This window comes from Pseudoduganella umbonata (assembly GCF_014192225.1).
GTDB classification, from domain to species: domain Bacteria; phylum Pseudomonadota; class Gammaproteobacteria; order Burkholderiales; family Burkholderiaceae_D; genus Rugamonas; species Rugamonas umbonata.
Genome location: NZ_JACHXS010000003.1, coordinates 15,006 through 32,299 on the forward strand (window position 1 = coordinate 15,006; position 17,294 = coordinate 32,299).

The 17,294-nt window shown below is 67.9% G+C and carries 13 protein-coding genes; 6 read left to right on the top strand and 7 right to left on the bottom strand.

Annotated elements, in window-relative coordinates; all coding sequences use genetic code 11:
- The first annotated feature begins 85 nt into the window (after positions 1 to 85).
- Positions 86 to 2,290, top strand: a complete 2,205-nt coding sequence (locus FHS02_RS08935; protein ID WP_137313099.1) for a hypothetical protein — start codon at positions 86 to 88, stop codon at positions 2,288 to 2,290.
- A gap of 17 nt (positions 2,291 to 2,307) precedes the next feature.
- On the opposite strand, the gene FHS02_RS08940 is transcribed toward FHS02_RS08935, so the two are convergent.
- Positions 2,308 to 3,090 carry a ThuA domain-containing protein gene (locus tag FHS02_RS08940; RefSeq protein ID WP_137313100.1) on the bottom strand — a complete coding sequence of 261 codons (783 nt, stop codon included), beginning with the start codon at positions 3,088 to 3,090 and terminating at the stop codon, positions 2,308 to 2,310.
- 198 nt (positions 3,091 to 3,288) lie between these two features.
- Here FHS02_RS08940 and FHS02_RS08945 point away from each other — a divergent pair, with 198 nt between their 5' ends.
- A complete protein-coding gene (locus FHS02_RS08945) occupies positions 3,289 to 5,322 on the top strand; it encodes a tetratricopeptide repeat-containing protein (protein WP_137313101.1) in 2,034 nt (677 codons plus the stop codon).
- A 10-nt stretch (positions 5,323 to 5,332) separates the two neighbouring features.
- On the opposite strand, the gene FHS02_RS08950 is transcribed toward FHS02_RS08945, so the two are convergent.
- On the bottom strand, positions 5,333 to 5,944 hold the full coding sequence (locus FHS02_RS08950; protein ID WP_137313102.1) for a histidine phosphatase family protein: 612 nt from the start codon (positions 5,942 to 5,944) through the stop codon (positions 5,333 to 5,335).
- Positions 5,945 to 6,089: 145 nt separating this feature from the next.
- On the opposite strand from FHS02_RS08950, the gene FHS02_RS08955 reads away from it, so the two are divergent.
- Complete coding sequence (locus tag FHS02_RS08955; RefSeq protein ID WP_137313103.1) at positions 6,090 to 8,909, top strand: glycosyl hydrolase 115 family protein; 2,820 nt, start codon at positions 6,090 to 6,092, stop codon at positions 8,907 to 8,909.
- Positions 8,910 to 9,080: 171 nt separating this feature from the next.
- On the top strand, positions 9,081 to 9,239 hold the full coding sequence (locus tag FHS02_RS08960) for a hypothetical protein (RefSeq protein ID WP_175424745.1): 159 nt from the start codon (positions 9,081 to 9,083) through the stop codon (positions 9,237 to 9,239).
- A gap of 75 nt (positions 9,240 to 9,314) precedes the next feature.
- Here FHS02_RS08960 and rnk read toward each other — a convergent pair whose 3' ends face one another.
- Positions 9,315 to 9,722: a nucleoside diphosphate kinase regulator gene (rnk, locus tag FHS02_RS08965; RefSeq protein ID WP_137313104.1), complete on the bottom strand. Its 408-nt coding sequence runs from the start codon at positions 9,720 to 9,722 to the stop codon at positions 9,315 to 9,317.
- Positions 9,723 to 10,134: 412 nt separating this feature from the next.
- Between rnk and FHS02_RS08970 the strand changes: the two genes are divergently transcribed.
- Positions 10,135 to 11,073: a DMT family transporter gene (locus tag FHS02_RS08970; protein ID WP_137313105.1), complete on the top strand. Its 939-nt coding sequence runs from the start codon at positions 10,135 to 10,137 to the stop codon at positions 11,071 to 11,073.
- Between the two features lie 121 nt (positions 11,074 to 11,194).
- The gene (locus tag FHS02_RS08975; RefSeq protein ID WP_137313106.1) at positions 11,195 to 11,419 is read left to right on the top strand and encodes a hypothetical protein; all 225 of its coding nucleotides are present in this window, start codon (positions 11,195 to 11,197) and stop codon (positions 11,417 to 11,419) included.
- Between the two features lie 95 nt (positions 11,420 to 11,514).
- Here the strand turns inward: FHS02_RS08975 and galK are convergent, their stop codons facing one another.
- From galK to FHS02_RS31945, 4 genes are all read right to left on the bottom strand, one after another.
- Positions 11,515 to 12,678 (bottom strand): galactokinase, encoded by a 1,164-nt coding sequence (galK, locus tag FHS02_RS08980; RefSeq protein WP_137313107.1) that lies wholly within the window; start codon positions 12,676 to 12,678, stop codon positions 11,515 to 11,517.
- Between the two features lie 48 nt (positions 12,679 to 12,726).
- A complete protein-coding gene (locus FHS02_RS08985) occupies positions 12,727 to 13,776 on the bottom strand; it encodes a UDP-glucose--hexose-1-phosphate uridylyltransferase (RefSeq protein ID WP_137313108.1) in 1,050 nt (349 codons plus the stop codon).
- Positions 13,777 to 13,981: 205 nt separating this feature from the next.
- On the bottom strand, positions 13,982 to 15,652 hold the full coding sequence (locus tag FHS02_RS08990) for a sodium:solute symporter family transporter (protein WP_137313109.1): 1,671 nt from the start codon (positions 15,650 to 15,652) through the stop codon (positions 13,982 to 13,984).
- Positions 15,653 to 16,089: 437 nt separating this feature from the next.
- The gene (locus FHS02_RS31945; protein WP_175424746.1) at positions 16,090 to 17,283 is read right to left on the bottom strand and encodes a GGDEF domain-containing protein; all 1,194 of its coding nucleotides are present in this window, start codon (positions 17,281 to 17,283) and stop codon (positions 16,090 to 16,092) included.
- Between the last annotated feature and the right edge of the window lie 11 nt (positions 17,284 to 17,294).

Below are 17,294 nucleotides of genomic sequence, written 5' to 3' on the forward strand. Positions count from 1 at the left end.
ACCGCCGCCGCGCCACGCCACGCAAACCATTGCAGGCGTGGCGCGGTTGTGTTTTTCTTCCCGATTTGTCATCCTGTTCCCCGCGGTGCCTTTACCTTTCCCCTTTGGCCACTGCAGGGAGCCGACGATCGCTGAAACCATCTCCACCCCGCGCCTGACCCGCACCGCCTTCCTGGCCGGCGCGCTGAACCTGTGCCTGTACCCGGTCCTGACGACGCTGGCCGGCAACGCCATCCTGCTCGGCCTCGAACAGGTCCGTGAAACCCTGGTGGCGTTCGGCGAGCCGGATGGCGCGGGCACGGCCGATCCGCTGGCATCGCCCAGCTACGCGCTGTTCATCGTCGCCCTGGCCTACTGGGCCTTCGCCAGCTGGTACTGTGCGCGCATCATGCTGGGCAGGCGTTTTCCGCGCGACCGCCTGCTCCCATGCATCGACGAACGCTTCGCCGGCTTCACGGGGCGCTGGCTGCCCCGCCTGCTCGGCCTGCTGGGCGTGGCGCCGATCACCGTGTTCTTCATGCTGGCCACGCCGTCGCCGCGCTACTGGCTCGCGCTGGCGGCGGTTGCCGTGGCATTCCTGGCCTTCGTGGTGTTCCGCCGCCAGCTGCCTGCCGCGCATGCCGGCTGGTCGCAACGCGAGGACGACCCCTACCCCCGTTTCGCCGCCCTGAGCGGCGGCGCGGTCGCCACCGTGCTGGCGATGTTCGCCGTGTCGTTCGGCGTGCTGCTGGCCACGGTGATCGGGCGCGAGACGGCGGCGCGCGCGATCGGTTCGCCGGCCCTCGTGCTGATCGCGCTCGGTTCCTGGACGCTGTTCGGCAGTATCGTGCTGACGTACTGGCCGCGCAGCGGCGGCTGGCCATCGCTGGCGCTGCTGCCGTTCGCGCTGGCCCTGGTGCTGTCGTTCTTCAACGAAAACCACTTCGTGGCCGCCGGCGGCGGCGCGCCGGCCGGCACCGATGCGCGCCCGCCATTCCCGGACGACCTGGAAGCATGGAACGCCGCCCGCGGCGCGCGCAGCGGCGATCCGATCTATCTGGTGGCGGCCGCCGGCGGCGCATCGCGCGCCGCGTTCTGGACCGGCGTTGTTTTGACCAGCCTGGAAAACCAGGCACGCGTGCGCGACCGCGAATTCGCCCGCAACGTCTACGCGGTCAGCGGCGTCTCCGGCGGCAGCCTGGGGCTCGCCGCGTTCGTCGCCGCGCTGGCGGCAGAACGGGACACGGGCGCCGATGGCAGCGGCCCGCTGGCGCCGCGTCCGACCGACTTCCTGGCCCGCGATTTCCTTGCGCCGGCGGTCGGCCAGATGCTGTACAGCGACACCATTGCGCGCTTCCTGCCGTGGCCGTGCATCGCATGCGACCGCTCGCGCGGCCTGGAGGAGGCGTGGGCGCGCGACTGGCAGCGCCACAGCCCGGCGCAGGCGTCGTGGTTCAGCCAGCCCCTGCGCGCGGCGGCGCCGATGCCGGGCGTGCTGCCCCGTACGATCTTCAACACGACCACGGTCGGCGACGGCCGGCTGGTGGTGCAATCGGACCTGCGCTTCGTGCCGACCGATGCCTACGACGTCTTCGACGGCGCGCTCGATACGGCACGCCTGACCCGTGCCGCCGCCGTCCACAATTCGGCGCGGTTTACGTATGTGAGCCCGGCGGCGGCAATCCGCCATGCCGACGGCCACACGGTGTGGGACTACGTGGTCGATGGCGGCTATTTCGAGAATTCCGGCGTGGCGGTACTGAATGCGATGATCGGCAAGCTGCAAGGCGGGACGCCGGCGCAGCAGCAGCTGGCGCGGCAGATCGTCGTCATCGTCATCGAGAACGATCCGGCCGGCAGCGCGCAGTGGATCTGCGATCCGAAGCCGCAGCCCCGCTCGCGCAGGCTGCCGATCGCCATGGAACTGAGCGCGCCGGCGTATGCGCTGTACCAGACGCGCTCCGCGCGCGCCCACGCGCTGGAAGCGGAGGCGATCCGGCTGCTGGGCGGCTGTGCGGCCGGCAAGGTGATCGAACTGCGCTATCCGGAGGCGGACCGCAACCGCCCCGGCCATTCCGGCGCCGGCCTGCTGAACGACGATCCGCCGATGAGCTGGTTCCTGAACGCGGCCAGCCGCACGCGCATGGCGACCGTGCTGTGCGGCGACGGCCGCTGGGACCCGCGCGACCTGCTGGCGCGCGAATGGCAGCGCGCGCTGGGCTGGATCGACCGGTCGTCGCCGCGCCCCGGCGTGCCGCGCGGCGATGCCTTCGCGCCGGCCGACATGACGCTTGCCTGCGGCAACCGATAGGCGCAGGCGGGCCCCGGCTATGGCGCGGCGATGCCGTTGCCGGTGGCGGCCCACCAGATGCCGCCATACAGGTGATCCAGATAGTGCCGGTCGCGGTACATGTTGACGTCGTGCCCCAGCGCGGACACGAATACGCGCGCCTTGCGGCCGCCGACGTGGTGGTACCAGCTCACCGGGTGCTCGGCGCCCATTCCGTTCGCCACCTGGCCGGGCCAGATCCGGGTCGGATCGTAAGTACGCTCGTCCACGTTCAGCACCGGCCTGATCGCCACGTTGTGCGGGTTGGCCAGCTCGTACCACTCGTCGCTCCAGATCCACCGCTCGGGAACGCCGAACGTGGCCGGGAAGGCCTTGTCGACGGTGCGCACGACGGCCGTCTGCATCTTCGGGTGGATCGTAAACGAGCGGCCGACCAGCTTTTCGTACCACGGCCATTTGCCGGGCGGGATGATGATCGCGCGATGGACGATGGCGACATTGCCGCCGCCGTCCACGTACTCCTCGAACTTCCTGCGCTGCGCCTCGGAAAACTCTTCGCCGGAGGTGTTCAGCAGCACGATGGCGGAATAGCGCTTCAGGTCGCCGTCCAGCGCCCACAGCTGCGTCGCGTACGTCATCTCGAACGCATGCAGCTTGCCCAGCTGCTCGAAGCTTTCGCGGGCGACGGGAATGTATTCGTAGTGGTATTTGTTCGGCGCCGCCAGCACCAGCAGCCGGAATTGCGGATCGGCCCAGGCAGGGTGGCAGAACGACAGGCAGCAGGCCAGGATGGCGGGGATGGCGAATGGATGCGGGCGCATGGGCAGTCTCGGATGAATGACGGCGTAGCATAGCGCAAGGCCTGCGCCGAAAACAACGGAATCGCGGGCCGCCGGCCACGGTCCTTGCGCGACGGTGAGCGATGGTTGACACTCGTCGTCATTCCCCCGGGCCACCTCGCGCCGTCCGGCGGCCGGCAATGGCACGGCCGGCGCCCCCCCGATCATGGAGGCCGCACCATGCGTGTATTCGTCATCCGGCCATTCGGCACCAAGGAAGGCATCGACTTCGAACGGGTCGACACCGACCTGATCCAGGGCGCGCTGGCGCTGCTGCGCGCCCGCGGCAGGCCGGTCAGCGGCGGCGGCACCGGCCTGATCAGCCAGCAGGGCAATATCCGCGACGACATGTTCCGGCTGATCGCCCTGTCCGACCTGGTGATTGCCGACGTGTCGATCCACAATGCGAACGTGTTCTACGAACTGGGCATGCGCCACGCGCTGCGGCGCGGCCATACGTTCCTGATCCGCGCCCAGTCCGAGGTGCCCTACCCGTTCGACCTGCAGACCGATCGTTACTTCATCTACGATGCCGCCGACCCCGGCGCGCGCGTGCCGGCGCTGGCCAGTGCGATCGAGTCGACGCTGGCTGCCACCAGGCCCGACAGTCCGATGTTCCTGCTGCTGCCCAGGCTGGCGCCGCATGGCCGCGGCCAGCTGGCCATGGTGCCGCCCGGCTTTCGCGAGGAAGTCGAACGCGCCCATAACAGCGCGCTGTTCGGCAAGCTGCGCCTGCTGGCCGACGAGGCCAGCGCCTTCGAATGGGACCAGGAAGGCTTGCGCCTGGTGGGCGACGCGCAAATCAGGCTGCGTGCCTACAACGGCGCCCGCGATACCTTCGAGCGCCTGCAGCGGGCCGGCGACGACGACACCTACGCGGACCTGCGGCTGGCAACGATCTACCAGCGGCTCGCAATGGCCGAACCGCAACACCGGACCGATCTGGTCACGCGTTCCGAACAGGCGCTTGCCCGCGTGCTGGCCGGGCCGGTGCCCGGCGGCGACTGCGTGGAAGCCTTGTCCCTGTCTGCCAGCAACCGGAAATCGGCCTGGATCGACCAGCTGGATGCGGCGCCGGCGCAGCGGCAGCAGGAGGTCACGCTGCGCTCGGTCCATTTCGAGAACATGCTGGCGCTGTACCTGAAGGCAGCCGGGCGCGACCTGAACGGCCATTACGCCGCCATCAACGCGCTGGCCGCACTGAAGATCCGCGTCGCCCTTGCCGCCGCCCATCCCGGGATCTGGAGCGCCATGTTCGACGACGAAGCCACGGCGCATGCGCGCCTGACGTCCGCACGGCTGCTGGCCGAGCGCCTGGCGGCAACGCTGTGCCTGGCCCTCGGACTCGATGACGCGATGGACAGCCGTGCGGCCGAACCGGATCCCTGGCTGCTGTGCAGCCGCGCCGATTACCTGGTGCTGACGCCGCCTGGCCGCCCGGCGCAGATCGAGCGGGCCTACCGCAAGGCATTGACCGGCGCCGACCGTTTCGCGCTGGAAGCCACGCGCCGCAACCTGGCCCTCTACCGGCGGCTCGGCCTGTTCGAGCCGGGGGTCGGCGCGGCGCTGGACGTCCTCGACGAGCTCGCGGCGGCCGCGCCGCCGGTACCGCCGGCGCCGTCGAAAGTACTGCTGTTCACCGGCCACATGGTCGACGGCGAGGACCGGCCGCCATCGGCGGCGCGTTTCCCCCGCACGGATGCGGCCTGCGAACGGGCACGCGGATTGATCCGGGATGCGGTGCAGCGCGAAATCGCCGACTGCCGCGGCACGGTCCTCGGCATTGCCGGCGGCGCCTGCGGCGGCGATACGCTGTTCCACGAAATCTGCCTGGAACTCGGCGTGCGCACCGAACTCTACCTGGCGCTGCCACCGGACCGGTTCGAGGCATGTTCGGTGCGCCGCGGCGGCGCCGGCTGGGTGAAGCGCTACCGCATCCTGGCCGGCCAGCTGCCCACGCGGATACTGCAAACCGCCGAGCCGCTGCCGGCCTGGCTCGTCGACAGGCCGGACTACGACCTGTGGCAGCGCACCAACCTGTGGATGCTGTACAGCGCCCTCGCCACCGGCGCCCGCGACCCGGTGCTGATCGCCCTGCACAACCGGCAGGCCGGAACGGAAGGCGCAGGCGGCACCGCGCACCTGATCGACGAGGCGGCGCGCTGGGGTTTCAGGCCGGTGGAGCTGGATGCCGCGGTGTTGCTGGACTCGTGACCGTGAGGCCCTAGCGCGCCGGCCCCGGCACGCCAAGCGTTCCCAGTACTTCCAGGCCGCCATCCGCCCTGGCCCGCGCCACCACCATCTCGCCCTGCGCCAGGCTGGTGCCGGTCAGCGCGCGCACGTTGACGTCATGGGTGACCAGCACCAGGTTGCCGGGCTCGCGCCAGGCGGCGGCGTACTTGCGCGCGGAAGCGACCTTGCGCTCCGCCACCGCATCGTCCTCCTGCCAGATCGAATCCACCATGTCGGCCGGCTCGGCGCGGCCGAACGCGAGCTTCGCGGTCTCCACGCAGCGGCACCAGCGGCTGGTCAGCACGCGGCCGACCGGCACCGCGTGCCGGCGGAATGCCGCGCCGATCGCCTGCGCGTCGGCACGGCCCGCGGGCGACAGGTTGCGCTGGGTCGCGCAATCGCCGAGCCTGAAGCCGGCCGGATCGCCGATGCCGGGCGTGGTGACGGCATGGCGCATCACCACCACGTGGCCCCCGCCGGACAGCCGCTTCCACAGGCCGGCTTCGTCCGCGCCGGCAAGCGGTGTGTGCAACGACAACGCGGCCAGCACTCCGATGGCCGGTGCCCCAAGGCTCCGCAGTCCTGATTTCAGCGAACGCAACATGTCGACTCCCGAAATGACCTGATCCACTCACCATGATGAGCGATGGACAGCGGGTTTGCCGCCCGCCACGTCGTAATATATCAGCGCCCGGTATTAGCCCACCCGACATCTGCCCACTCGATCCACTGTTCATTCGCCACCATTCATGACCTTTCATCCCGGCTGCCTCGCCCTCGGCCTCGCCCTGCTGTCCAGTGCTCCGGCTTTTGCCACCGATTTTGCCACCGATCACGCCACCGGTTTCGACCTGAAGGCCGGCCGCGCCGTCGCCGCCGTACTGGCGGAAGACGATGCGACGATGCGGCTCGCCGCCGATCTCGTACGGCGCGACCTGCAGGCCGTCGGCGGCGCGCCCGCTGCCCGCGCCGCCAGGCTGGCGGACTGCCGCGAAGTGTGCGTCGTCATCGGCCGCCACGATTCGCCGCTGCTGCGCGAGATCGCCCGGACCGAAGGCCTCGACTTTGCCGCGCTGGCCGGGCAGTGGGAACGGTACCAGCGCGTGGGGATCGATTCGCGTGCGCGGCCGGGCACGCGCCTGCTCGTGATCGCCGGGTCCGACGCGCGCGGCGCCGTGTTCGGCGCGGTCGACCTGACGCGGGAGATCGGCGTGTCGGCATGGGAGTGGTGGGCGGATGTAAAGCCGAGGACGGCCGACCGCATCGCCGTGCGCGGCGCGAAGATCCTGTCCGACGCGCCGTCGGTGCGCTACCGCGGCATTTTCCTGAACGACGAGGACTGGGGCCTGCAGCCATGGGCGGCGCAGACCTTCGACCCGGCCAGGGATATCGGCCCGGCCACCTACGCGCGCATCTTCGAACTGCTGTGGCGCCTGAAGGCCAACCTGCTGTGGCCGGCCATGCACGATTCGACGAAGCCCTTCTACCAGGTCCCCGGCAACGCGCAGGCGGCAAAGGATTACGCGATCATCGTCGGCACGTCGCACGCCGAGCCGATGATGCGCAATAACGTGCGCGAATGGAACAAGGGCGACGGCGACTTCAACTTCTTCACCAACCGCGCGGCGATCGCCCGCTACTGGAAAACCCGCGTCGATGAAACGACCGGCGCCGAAGCGTTCTACACGATGGGCATCCGCGGGGTGCACGATTCGGCGATGGAAGGTGCCGACACGATCGACGAGGCGCGCGCCGGCGTGACCGACGCGATCGCGCTGCAGCGCAGGCTGCTGGCCGATGCGTGGCGCAAGCCGCTGCCGCGGATCCCGCAGGCGCTGACCGTCTACAAGGAAATGCTGGACATCTACAACAGCGGCCTGCGGGTGCCGGACGACATCACGCTGGTCTGGCCCGACGATAACTATGGCTACCTGCACCAGCTCAGCACGCCGAAGGAAGCGGCGCGCAGTGGCGGCACCGGCCTGTATTACCACATCTCCTACTGGGGCCGCCCGCACGATTACCTGTGGCTCGCCACCACGCCGCCAGGCCTGCTGCGCGACCAGCTGCAGCGCGCCGTGGCCACCCGGACCGACCGCCTCTGGGTGCTCAACGTGGGCGACATCAAGCCGGCCGAATACCTGACCCAGTATTTCCTCGACGCGGCCTTCGACAAACGCCAGCTCGACCGCCCCGCCGCCGGCCACATGGGGGAATGGTTCGCGCAACAGTTCGGCGCCGCGCAGGCCCCGGCCATCGCCGACATCATGCGCGAGTTCTACGCGCTGGCCTGGGAGCGCAAGCCCGAATACATGGGCTTCTCGCAGACCGAGCCGACGACGCCGACACGCCAGGCCGACTACCTCCAGTCGGGCGGCGAGGAAGCCGAGCAGCGGCTGGCACGCTACGAGGCGCTGGCGCTGCGCGCGCAGGCGATCGGCGCCGCGCTGCCGGCCGACCGCAAGGATGCCTTCTTCCAGCTGGTGCTGTATCCGGTGCGGGCCAGCGCGAACCTGAACGCCCGCATCCTGAAACTGGACCTGGCGGCGCAGTACGCGCGCATGGGCCGGCCGTCGGCGCAGCATTACGCGAGCGCCGCGAAGGCGGCGCAGGCTGCCATCGCCGCCGACACCGCGCACTACAACGCGCAGGCCGGCGGCAAATGGCGCGGCATGATGGATGCGGCGCCGCGCCGCCTGCCCGTGTTCGCCGAGCCGGTGTTCCCGGCCTATGGCGCACCGTCGCGCAGCGATTGCGGCCTGGCTTTCCCCTCGCCGCTGTCGGCGCAGGGCGGCGCACTGTGGTTTACGCGCGGCGTGCCCGAGACGAAAACGCTGACGGTGATCCAGTACGCGGCCGCGCCGCTGCGCTGGTCGGCCGGCAAGGTACCGGCCGGGCTGCGCCTGTCGCACGATGGCGGTACGCTCGATGCCGCCAACGGCTACGAGCAGCGCATCGCCGTCGCGTATGACGGCAAGGGCGACACGAACGGCCTGCAGATCGGCTGCGGCGGCCAGCGTCTAACCGCCCGCGTGCAGGTGGCGCCCGGTGCCGCGATCGCGACCGAGCACGAACGGATCATCACGCTGCCGGCTACACTGGCCAGCGCACCGGGCTGGACGCCGGTGGAAATCGGCAGCTTCGGCATGGCGCAACGCGCCGACCTGGCACTGCCCTCGCGCGACGATCCGGCCGGCGCACCGGCGCTGGACTATCCGTTCCACAGCCACACGAAAGCCGGGGCGCGGCTGCGGATCGTGGCCGTGCCGGTCCACGCGCTGACCTCGGCCAGCAAGCTGCGCATCGCCGTCTCGCTCGACGGCGAGGCGCCCGTGACACTGGACTTCGGTACCGTGGGCCGCAGCGACGAGTGGAAGCGCAACGTGCTGTCGAACAGCGCCGTGCGCACGCTAGCGCTGCCTGCGCTGGCGCCCGGTGCGCACCGGCTGCGTGTGCAGGCGCTGGACCCCGGTTTCGTGCTGGACCGGATCGAGGTCGTGTTCGATGGTGCGCCGCAGTTCTACGGTGCGCCGCCAATCCCGGCGCCGCCGGCAGCGGCCGCGCGCTGAACCTCGCGGCGCACCTTAGATACCGCTTAAGTACATACCGTTTATACCGTTACTTCATGCAGCTGCCTATATAATCGGCGCGGCTCCTGCGTGCTGCGGCACGCGAATGCCTGCAACCGTGCAGGCGATGTTCAACCTGCCCCCTGCCGGGGCAAAGACCGGTGTGACACCATGAAAATCCGAAGCAAGGAAACGCTGCGCGAGCGGCGCCGCCTGAATTTCCGCTCGACGACTGAACTGATGGCGCGGCGCAAACGCCTGCGCAACCGGCTCAGCCTCGTACTGGCCCTGGGCGCGACGCTCGGCACGCTGCTGTTCAAGTTCGAATAAGGCGCGAGGCGGATACTCCCGGCCACGCCGCGGCCGGGGCGGCCGGCCGGGCGGCGCAGCGCCGCCCGCCTCACGCTAGCGGTGCAGCTCGCCAGCCCGCTCCGGCTGGTACACCACCTCCACCACCTTCACCTGGAAGGTCGCGCCGTCGGGCCGGGTCCATTCGATGCTCTTGCCCTCCTTCAGGCCCAGCAGCGCACTGCCGACCGGCGTCAGGATCGACAGCCTGTCGCCGCTGCCGTCCATGTCCTTCGGATAGGACAGCACCATGTCGCGCGCTTCGGCGGCATCGTCGAGCACGAAGCGCACCCGCGAGTTCATGGTCGCCACGTCCGGCGGCATGTCTTCCGGTTCGACCACCTGGGCGCGCGACAGCTCTCCCAGCAGTGCCTGCTGGGCCTGGGCCTGCGCGGCCGGCAGCGCATCGAGCAAGGCCTCCAGGCGATCCATGTCCAGCGACGATACGACGATTTTCGTTTTCATGACTAACTCTGCAATAGTGGCCCGGCCGTCGGCCGGGCAGGATGAATCGGTTTCGCCCACGTCAAGCAGGCGGCATTGGCAGGGGTGATGGGGCCCGGGAGGCCAGCTGGCCGGCGGCCGGCTGGGAGTTCCTCACCGAGCCCCGGAGAGCCGGGCGAAATCTCGCGAGCGCAGCGCCAGCGCGGGCGCAAGGGGAGCCGGGAGCGGCAGGGAAGACAGGAATGACGGGGACGACAGCGAACCTCCCTCGTTCAGGGGCGAACCATGAAGCCGGCGAAGACGGAATGGGTTCGTTGTCAGCATGTGTCCCGATTATACACACGGGCATTTTTTGCCGGGGCGGCTTCGCTGCGGGATGTCCGAATGTCACGTATCATCGCGTGTTTTGCCAACGGTTTACCCCCGAAGAACGATGAATCCAGCCCTGTCTCCCGATGTCCGCCCGTTCTTTGCGCGCCCGCGTTCCGTCTTCCTGGTGGCAACGCTGTGCTGCCTGCTGTGGGGCAGCTCGTACCCGTCGATCAAGAGCGGCTACGAGCTGCTCGCCATCGCCCAGCACGACGTGCCGTCGAAGCTGATCTTCGCCGGCTACCGCTTCCTGATCGCCGGCCTGTGCCTGGTGCTGCTGGCCATCGCGCTGCGCAAGCCGGCGCTGCGGCTGACCGGGCGCCAGCTGGGCCAGCTCACGATGCTGGGGCTGGCGCAGACCGGCCTGCAGTACGTGTTCTTCTACATCGGCCTGGCCTACACGACGGGTGTGCGCGCGTCGATCCTGAATGCCACCACCACTTTCTTCAGCGTGCTGCTGGCACACTTCATCTACCGCAACGACCGGCTGTCGCCCCGCAAGGCCGCCGGGTGCCTGCTCGGCTTCGCCGGCGTGGTGGCGGTGAACCTCGGCAGCGGCGGCTTCGATATCGCCTTCACCTGGCAGGGCGAAGGCTTCATCGTGATCGCCGCGTTCGTGCTGTCCGCCGCGTCGATCTACGGCAAGCACGTTTCCGGCGGCATGGATGCGATGGTGATGACGGGATGGCAGCTGGCCATCGGCGGCGCGGCGCTGCTGGCCGGCGGCTACGCGACCGGCGGCACGATCGGCAACATGACGTTCGCGCCGGCGCTGCTGCTGGCCTACCTGGCGCTGCTGTCGGCCGTGGCATTCACGCTATGGAGCCTGCTGCTGAAACACAACCCCGTGGGCACGGTCAGCGTGTTCGCGTTCCTCATTCCCGTGTTCGGCGCGGCGCTGTCGGCGCTGTTCCTGGACGAGAGCATCCTCGAATGGAAGAACCTGGTCGCGCTGCTGCTGGTCTGCGCCGGAATCTGGCTGGTGACGCGGCCGCCCCGTTGAGCGGCATGCCGTTGATTGACATGCCGTTGAGTGGCATACCGTACACTGACTAGCAAGTCCAACTTGACTTTTGGTTAACATTGACGGATGCTGCTTTGCACCATGAACAAGGAGGAACCACATGCATCCGCTCGACCGTCGGCTCGATCGCCGGCTCGATAACGACCTGGCCCGCGAAATCGATCGCGCCATTTCCATAGAGAATATGGAAGGTTCGTTGAAAGCATGGTCGCACCTGGTGCAGGTCGGCCTGTCTCCGAATGCGATCCGCCGCGTGCTGGCGCTCGATAGCGGCGCTCGGCGGCGGCGGCGCGCAGCCATCCCGTTCCGGGAAGCCGAGCCCTGAGCGCCGGCGTGCCTTGTGCGCGCACAAAAAAAGCCGCGCGGACCTTCCGGCCCGCGCGGCTTTTTCAGTAGCGAACTTCAGCGCAGCACTTCAGGTCAGGCCGATACCACGCCCGCACCCGCCGACGCCTTGCACACGTAGATCGTGGCGCCCTGCCCGTTCGGACCCGGATACTCCTTTTCGACCGCGGCGCGCACCGGCGCCACCTGCGCTTCCGGCACCAGCGCCACCACGCAGCCGCCGAAGCCGCCGCCGGTCATGCGCACGCCGCCGGTGTCGCCGATCACGTTCTTGACGATGTCCACCAGCTGGTCGATCAGCGGCACGGTGATCTCGAAATCGTCGCGCATCGACGCGTGCGACGCGGCCATCAGCTCGCCCATGCGCGACAGGTCGCCCTGGCCCAGCGCCGTATTGGCGGACAGCACGCGAGCGTTCTCCGACACGATGTGGCGCGCGCGCTTGAGCGTGACGGCATCGAGTTCGCCGCCGCGCGAATCGAGCATCGCCTGGTCGACGTCGCGCAGCGCCTTCACGCCGAAGTGGCTGGCGGCCGCCTCGCACTGCTTGCGGCGGGTGTTGTACTCGCTGTCCACCAGGCCGCGCTGCACGTTCGAATTGAAGATCATGATCGCCGCGCCGGCCGGAATCGGCACCGGCGTGGTTTCCAGCGAGCGGCAGTCGATCATCAGCGCATGGCCCTCGACGCCGGAGGCGGAAATGATCTGGTCCATGTTGCCGCACTTGGTGCCGACGAAGTTGTTCTCGGCGCGCTGCGCGGTCAGCGCGATGTCGATCGGCGACACGTCCTCGAAGCCCGGCAGCGTCGCGAACAGGCGGCCGATGGCCACCGTCAGCGAGGCCGACGACGACAGGCCGGCACCCTGCGGCACGTCGCCCGACACGACGATGTCGAAGCCCTGCAGCGGCAGGCCGCGCTCGACCATGTCGCGGATCACGCCGCGCACGTAGTTGGCCCACATCGGCTCGTCGCGGCGCTCGATCGGCGCATCCAGCGAGAACTGGTCCTCGGCGCCCGCGTAGTCGGCCGCCACGATATGCACGATGCGGTCGTCGCGGCGGCGCGCGGCGATCACGGTGCTGTAGTCGATCGCCGCCGGCAGCACGAAACCGTCGTTGTAATCGGTATGCTCGCCGATCAGGTTGACGCGGCCGGGTGCCTGCACCACCACTTCGGGTGCGGCACCGAACTTGTTTTCGAACGCGGTGCGGGTATGGTTAATCAGCGTTTCGCTCATCAGGATCTCTTCTTGTTTGCGTTGCTTAGTTGGATGGCTTGTTCGGGGTTACTGGCGCTGGAGATAGTGTACATCCGGCAGTGCGCGCAGCTGCGCGGCAGCCTGTTCCGGCGTCAGGTCGCGCTGCGCCTCGGCCAGCATCTCGTAGCCGACCATGAACTTGCGCACCGATGCGGAACGCAGCAGCGGCGGGTAGAAGTGGGCGTGCAGCTGCCACGGCTGCGTATCGCCCGCATTCCCGTCCACGTCGTATGGCGCACCGTGCCAGCCCATCGAGTAAGGGAACGAGGTCTGGAACAGGTTGTCGTACTTGATGGTCAGCTGCTTCAGGGCCACGGCCAGGTCGGCGCGCTGTTCCTTTGTCAGCTCTTCCAGGCGCTTGACCTCGAAGCGCGGCAGCAGCAGCGTCTCGAACGGCCAGCTGGCCCAATACGGCACCACCGCCAGCCAATGCTCGGTACTGACGACGGTGCGCTCGCCGGCGGCCGCCTCGCGCTCCACGTAGTCGAGCAGCATCGGCCGGCCGTTATCCTTGAAGTAGGCGCGCTGCTGCACGTCTTCCTTGGCGGGGGAATTCGGGATGAAGCTGTTGGCCCAGACCTGGCCGTGCGGGTGCGGATTGGAGCAGCCCATCGCCTGGCCCTTGTTCTCGAACACCTGCACCCACGGGTAGGTCTTGCCCAGTTCCCCGGCCTGCGCGCACCAGGTGTCGACTACCTGCTCGAGCCCCGGCAGATCCATCTCCGGCAGCGACTTGCTGTGGTCCGGCGAGAAGCAGATCACGCGGCTGACGCCGCGCGCGCTGGTGTTCTGGAACAGCGGGTCGGTGCTGGCCGGCGCGTCCGGCGTATCGGCCATCAGCGCGGCGAAGTCGTTCTGGAAGACAAACGTGCCCTTGTAGTCGGGATTGACTTCGCCGTTGACGCGCGTATTGCCGGCACACAGGTAGCAGTGGGGATCGTGCGCGGGTTTCGGGGTATTGTCGACCGCTTCCTGCTGGCCCTGCCAGGGGCGCTTGGCGCGGTGCGGCGAAACGAGCACCCACTCGCCGATGAGCGGGTTGAAGCGACGGTGTGGATGGTCTGTGGGATTGAACATACGGCTCCTGTTTTTGTGGCTTGCTGTGAGACTGTATCGAGACTGTATCGATACCGGGCGGTTCGCGGCGCACCATGCGGCTCGCCGGTGTCAGCAGGCGAACGGGGGCGGATGTGCCGGAAAACCGGGCGCGACCCGGCATGATAGCGCGTTGCGCGCAATCATGAATCCGGGCCGCGTGATGTGTGCGGGCTGGCGGGCTAGATTACCACCATGCTCCGTAGACGGCGATCAGGATCGCGCAGATGATGGCCGAGCCGATCGCGAAGCCGCGCTCGACGCGGAACATGCCGGTATCGACGATCATCCGCCTGGCCTCGCCGGAGACGGCCGAGGTCTTGCTGATCAGTACCATGCCGGCGACGACGACCCAGAACACGATGAACATGCGGTCCAGGAACGGGATCTCGTAGACGCCCGTGCCGTTGTCGACGGCGAAGCCGATCGGCGCCAGGAACGACAGGTCCATCATGCCCGGCAGGAACTTCAGGATGATCGACAGCACCAGGCCGCCAACGGTCGCGAACATGGCCGCCGCGTGCGTGGTCTTCTTCCAGAAGAAGCCCAGCAGGAACATCGCCAGGATGCCCGGCGACACGAAGCCGGTGTATTCCTGGATGAAGGCGAAGCCGCCCTTCTTGTCGATGCCCAGGAACGGCGCGATCAGCGCGGCGATGGCGATCGACACCATGACCGTCAGGCGGCCGACCCAAACCTGCTTCTGCTCGCTGGCGGTCTTGTTGAAGTGCTGCTTGTAGATGTCCAGCGTGAAGATCGTCGCGATACTGTTGGCCTTGCCGGCCAGCGACGCCACCACGGCGGCGGTCAGCGCGGCAAACGCGATGCCCTTGATGCCGGTCGGCAGCATGGCCAGCAGGGTCGGGTAGGCGCGGTCAGGATTCAGCTCGCCGCCGACGCGCATCGAGTCGCCCAGCGCGCCGGACTTGTCCAGTGCGTAAGCGGCGATACCTGGCAGCACCACGATGACCGGCATCAGCAGTTTCAGGAACGCGGCGAACAGCAGGCCTTTGCGGGCCGTCTTCAGGTCCGCGCCCAGCGCGCGCTGCGTGATGTACTGGTTGCAGCCCCAGTAGTTCAGGTTGACGATCCACATGCCGCCGATCAGCGTCGTGAGGCCCGGCAGGTCCATGTAGTTCGGGTTGCCGCGGTCGAGCACCATGTCGAAGTGCTCGCCGGCACGCACGAACAGTTCGCTGGCGCCGGCGATCGAGCCGCTCTTGCCGCCCAGCGTGGCGACCAGGTCCAGCGCGATCCACGTGGTGACGAGGCCGCCGACGACCAGGCACAGCACCTGGATCACGTCCGTGTAGCCGATCACCTTCATGCCGCCCAGCGTGATGATCGCGGCGAACACGGCCAGGAAGATCATGCAGGCGAACACGTTGATGCCGGCGACGCTGGAAATGGCCAGCGCGCCCAGGTACAGGATCGACGTCAGGTTGACCACCACGTACAGGCCGAGCCAGAACAGCGCCATCGTCGTCGCCACGGCCTTGCCGTAGCGCTGTTCGAGGAACTGCGGCATCGTGTAGATGCGGTTCTTGAGGTACACGGGCATGAAGAACACCGCGACGATGATCAGCGTGGCCGCGGCCATCAGTTCATACACGGCGATCGCCATGCCGATCTTGAAGCCGGAACCGCTCATGCCGATGAACTGTTCGGCGGAGATGTTGGAAGCGATCAGGGAGGCGCCGATGGCCCACCAGGTCAGCGAGCCTTCGGCGAGGAAGTAGTCATGCGAAGCCTGGCCGGAAGTACTTTTTTTCCGGCGGTAGATCCAGATGCCGTAGCTGGAGATGACGATGAAGTAAAACAGGAAGACAAGCGTGTCCAGGGTCGAAAATTGATTCATCGGAATATTTTTGAGTGTGTCTCTGGTAATGGGCGGTCTTGGATTCCGCCCTGCTTCTACTTATTGGGACCCCGGTCCGGCCTACGCTCATGGCCGGCTCCGGTGCCTTTTCCCCATGCGGCGACAGGATGCACCACGCAGTGCACCCATCGGCGATCGCGACCCGAAACACTCAGCAGGTTGATTGCTGCAACGCGCATTTGGTCATTGTTGCGATAGCGCTAACTATACCATGTGCAACTACATTGCAGAGTCAAAAAATGTAGTTGAAACCGATTCCACCAGTGCGCCGGGAGCGCATTGTGAAAAATTACTACGCCGTCCGGTCATTCTCGCTCCTGCGAAAGCCCAACGGCGCCAGTGCCGATCACTACTGGTGAGCGAAGATGCTTGCCGGATCCGGACTCCGCCGGCACGGGCGAGATGGCGGGGAAGCCTCAGGTAGCCACGCGTACCAGTTCGGGCACGCCGCTCAGCACAATGCCGCGCACGCCGTTGCGGCCGTTGTGCTTGACCGCATACAGCTGGGCATCGGCGGCGCCGACCAGCGCTTCGGCCGACGCCGGCAGGTGGGGATGCTGCGCCGGCACGCAGGCGATACCGAAGCTGGCGGTTGCGGAGGCCGTGACGCCGTCGCCGATGCGCGTGGCGCTGGCGGCAAACGCGGCGCGGATGCGCTCGGCCAGCGCCAGCGCGCCAGCCAGCTCCGTCTGGGGCAGCACGACCAGGAACTCCTCGCCGCCGTAGCGCACCACGCGATCCACCGTCTCGCGCGTCATCGCCCGCAGCAGGCCGGCGAAATCAGCCAGCACCCGGTCGCCGGCCGCATGGCCGTGGGTATCGTTGATGCGCTTGAAATGGTCGATATCGCACAGGATCACCGACAGCCCGGTGCCGTAGCGGCGGGTACGCGCCAGTTCGGCATCCAGCAACCCCTTCTGCAGGATGCGCCGGTTGTGGCAGCCCGTCAGCGGATCGCGGTCGGCCATCTGCTGCAGCAGGATGGCCGAGCAGAACTGCTCGCGCAGGCCGAGATGGAACCGGCGCGCCGCGATGTAGCCGAGCGTATTGGCCAGGATCAGCAGCAGCACCAGGGTCAGCAGGTCGTCGGCCCGCAGGTTGCCCTGGAACGCCAGCATCGCGCCGAACACGGCACTGGAACCGGCCCCGATCGCGACCGTGTAATGGATACGGTTGGGGAAATTGACGTAGACCGCCATCAGGATCAGCGCCTGCGACATGACGTTCCATGGCAATGTCTCGGGCTGGTACCAGCACACCACCATGAACACGGCAAGTGCGACGACGAGCAGCGCGCTGGAGGCGCTGTTCGACAGCGCGATGGAATCAGGCCGGCGACGGATCGCGTAAATGCCGCCCAGCGCCACCAGCGCCACCAGCACGCGCAGGGCGACCAGCGCGAAGGCGGTAGCGGTCGGGCCGAGCGTGGCGATGTCGGTGGCGCCGAACACCACGTAGAACACCGCGGCGCAAAGCAGGCTGATCTTCAGCTGACCATTGCGTTCCGGCAGCGTGTGGGCGATGAAACGCGCCTCGCAGTCCGGATCGGTGAATTCGGCACGCCGGCGGTCGATAATCAGGCTGGAGTCGGGCAGGTCTTCGAGGGGCACAGGGGTCGTTC

Coding starts and splice junctions, on each gene's coding strand:
- FHS02_RS08940 (WP_137313100.1), bottom strand. CDS start 3,090: ATGCGCCCGCATCCATTCGCCATCCCCGCCATCCTGGCCTGCTGCCTG.
- FHS02_RS08945 (WP_137313101.1), top strand. CDS start 3,289: ATGCGTGTATTCGTCATCCGGCCATTCGGCACCAAGGAAGGCATCGAC.
- FHS02_RS08950 (WP_137313102.1), bottom strand. CDS start 5,944: ATGTTGCGTTCGCTGAAATCAGGACTGCGGAGCCTTGGGGCACCGGCC.
- FHS02_RS08955 (WP_137313103.1), top strand. CDS start 6,090: ATGACCTTTCATCCCGGCTGCCTCGCCCTCGGCCTCGCCCTGCTGTCC.
- FHS02_RS08960 (WP_175424745.1), top strand. CDS start 9,081: ATGAAAATCCGAAGCAAGGAAACGCTGCGCGAGCGGCGCCGCCTGAAT.
- rnk (WP_137313104.1), bottom strand. CDS start 9,722: ATGAAAACGAAAATCGTCGTATCGTCGCTGGACATGGATCGCCTGGAG.
- FHS02_RS08970 (WP_137313105.1), top strand. CDS start 10,135: ATGAATCCAGCCCTGTCTCCCGATGTCCGCCCGTTCTTTGCGCGCCCG.
- FHS02_RS08975 (WP_137313106.1), top strand. CDS start 11,195: ATGCATCCGCTCGACCGTCGGCTCGATCGCCGGCTCGATAACGACCTG.
- galK (WP_137313107.1), bottom strand. CDS start 12,678: ATGAGCGAAACGCTGATTAACCATACCCGCACCGCGTTCGAAAACAAG.
- FHS02_RS08985 (WP_137313108.1), bottom strand. CDS start 13,776: ATGTTCAATCCCACAGACCATCCACACCGTCGCTTCAACCCGCTCATC.
- FHS02_RS08990 (WP_137313109.1), bottom strand. CDS start 15,652: ATGAATCAATTTTCGACCCTGGACACGCTTGTCTTCCTGTTTTACTTC.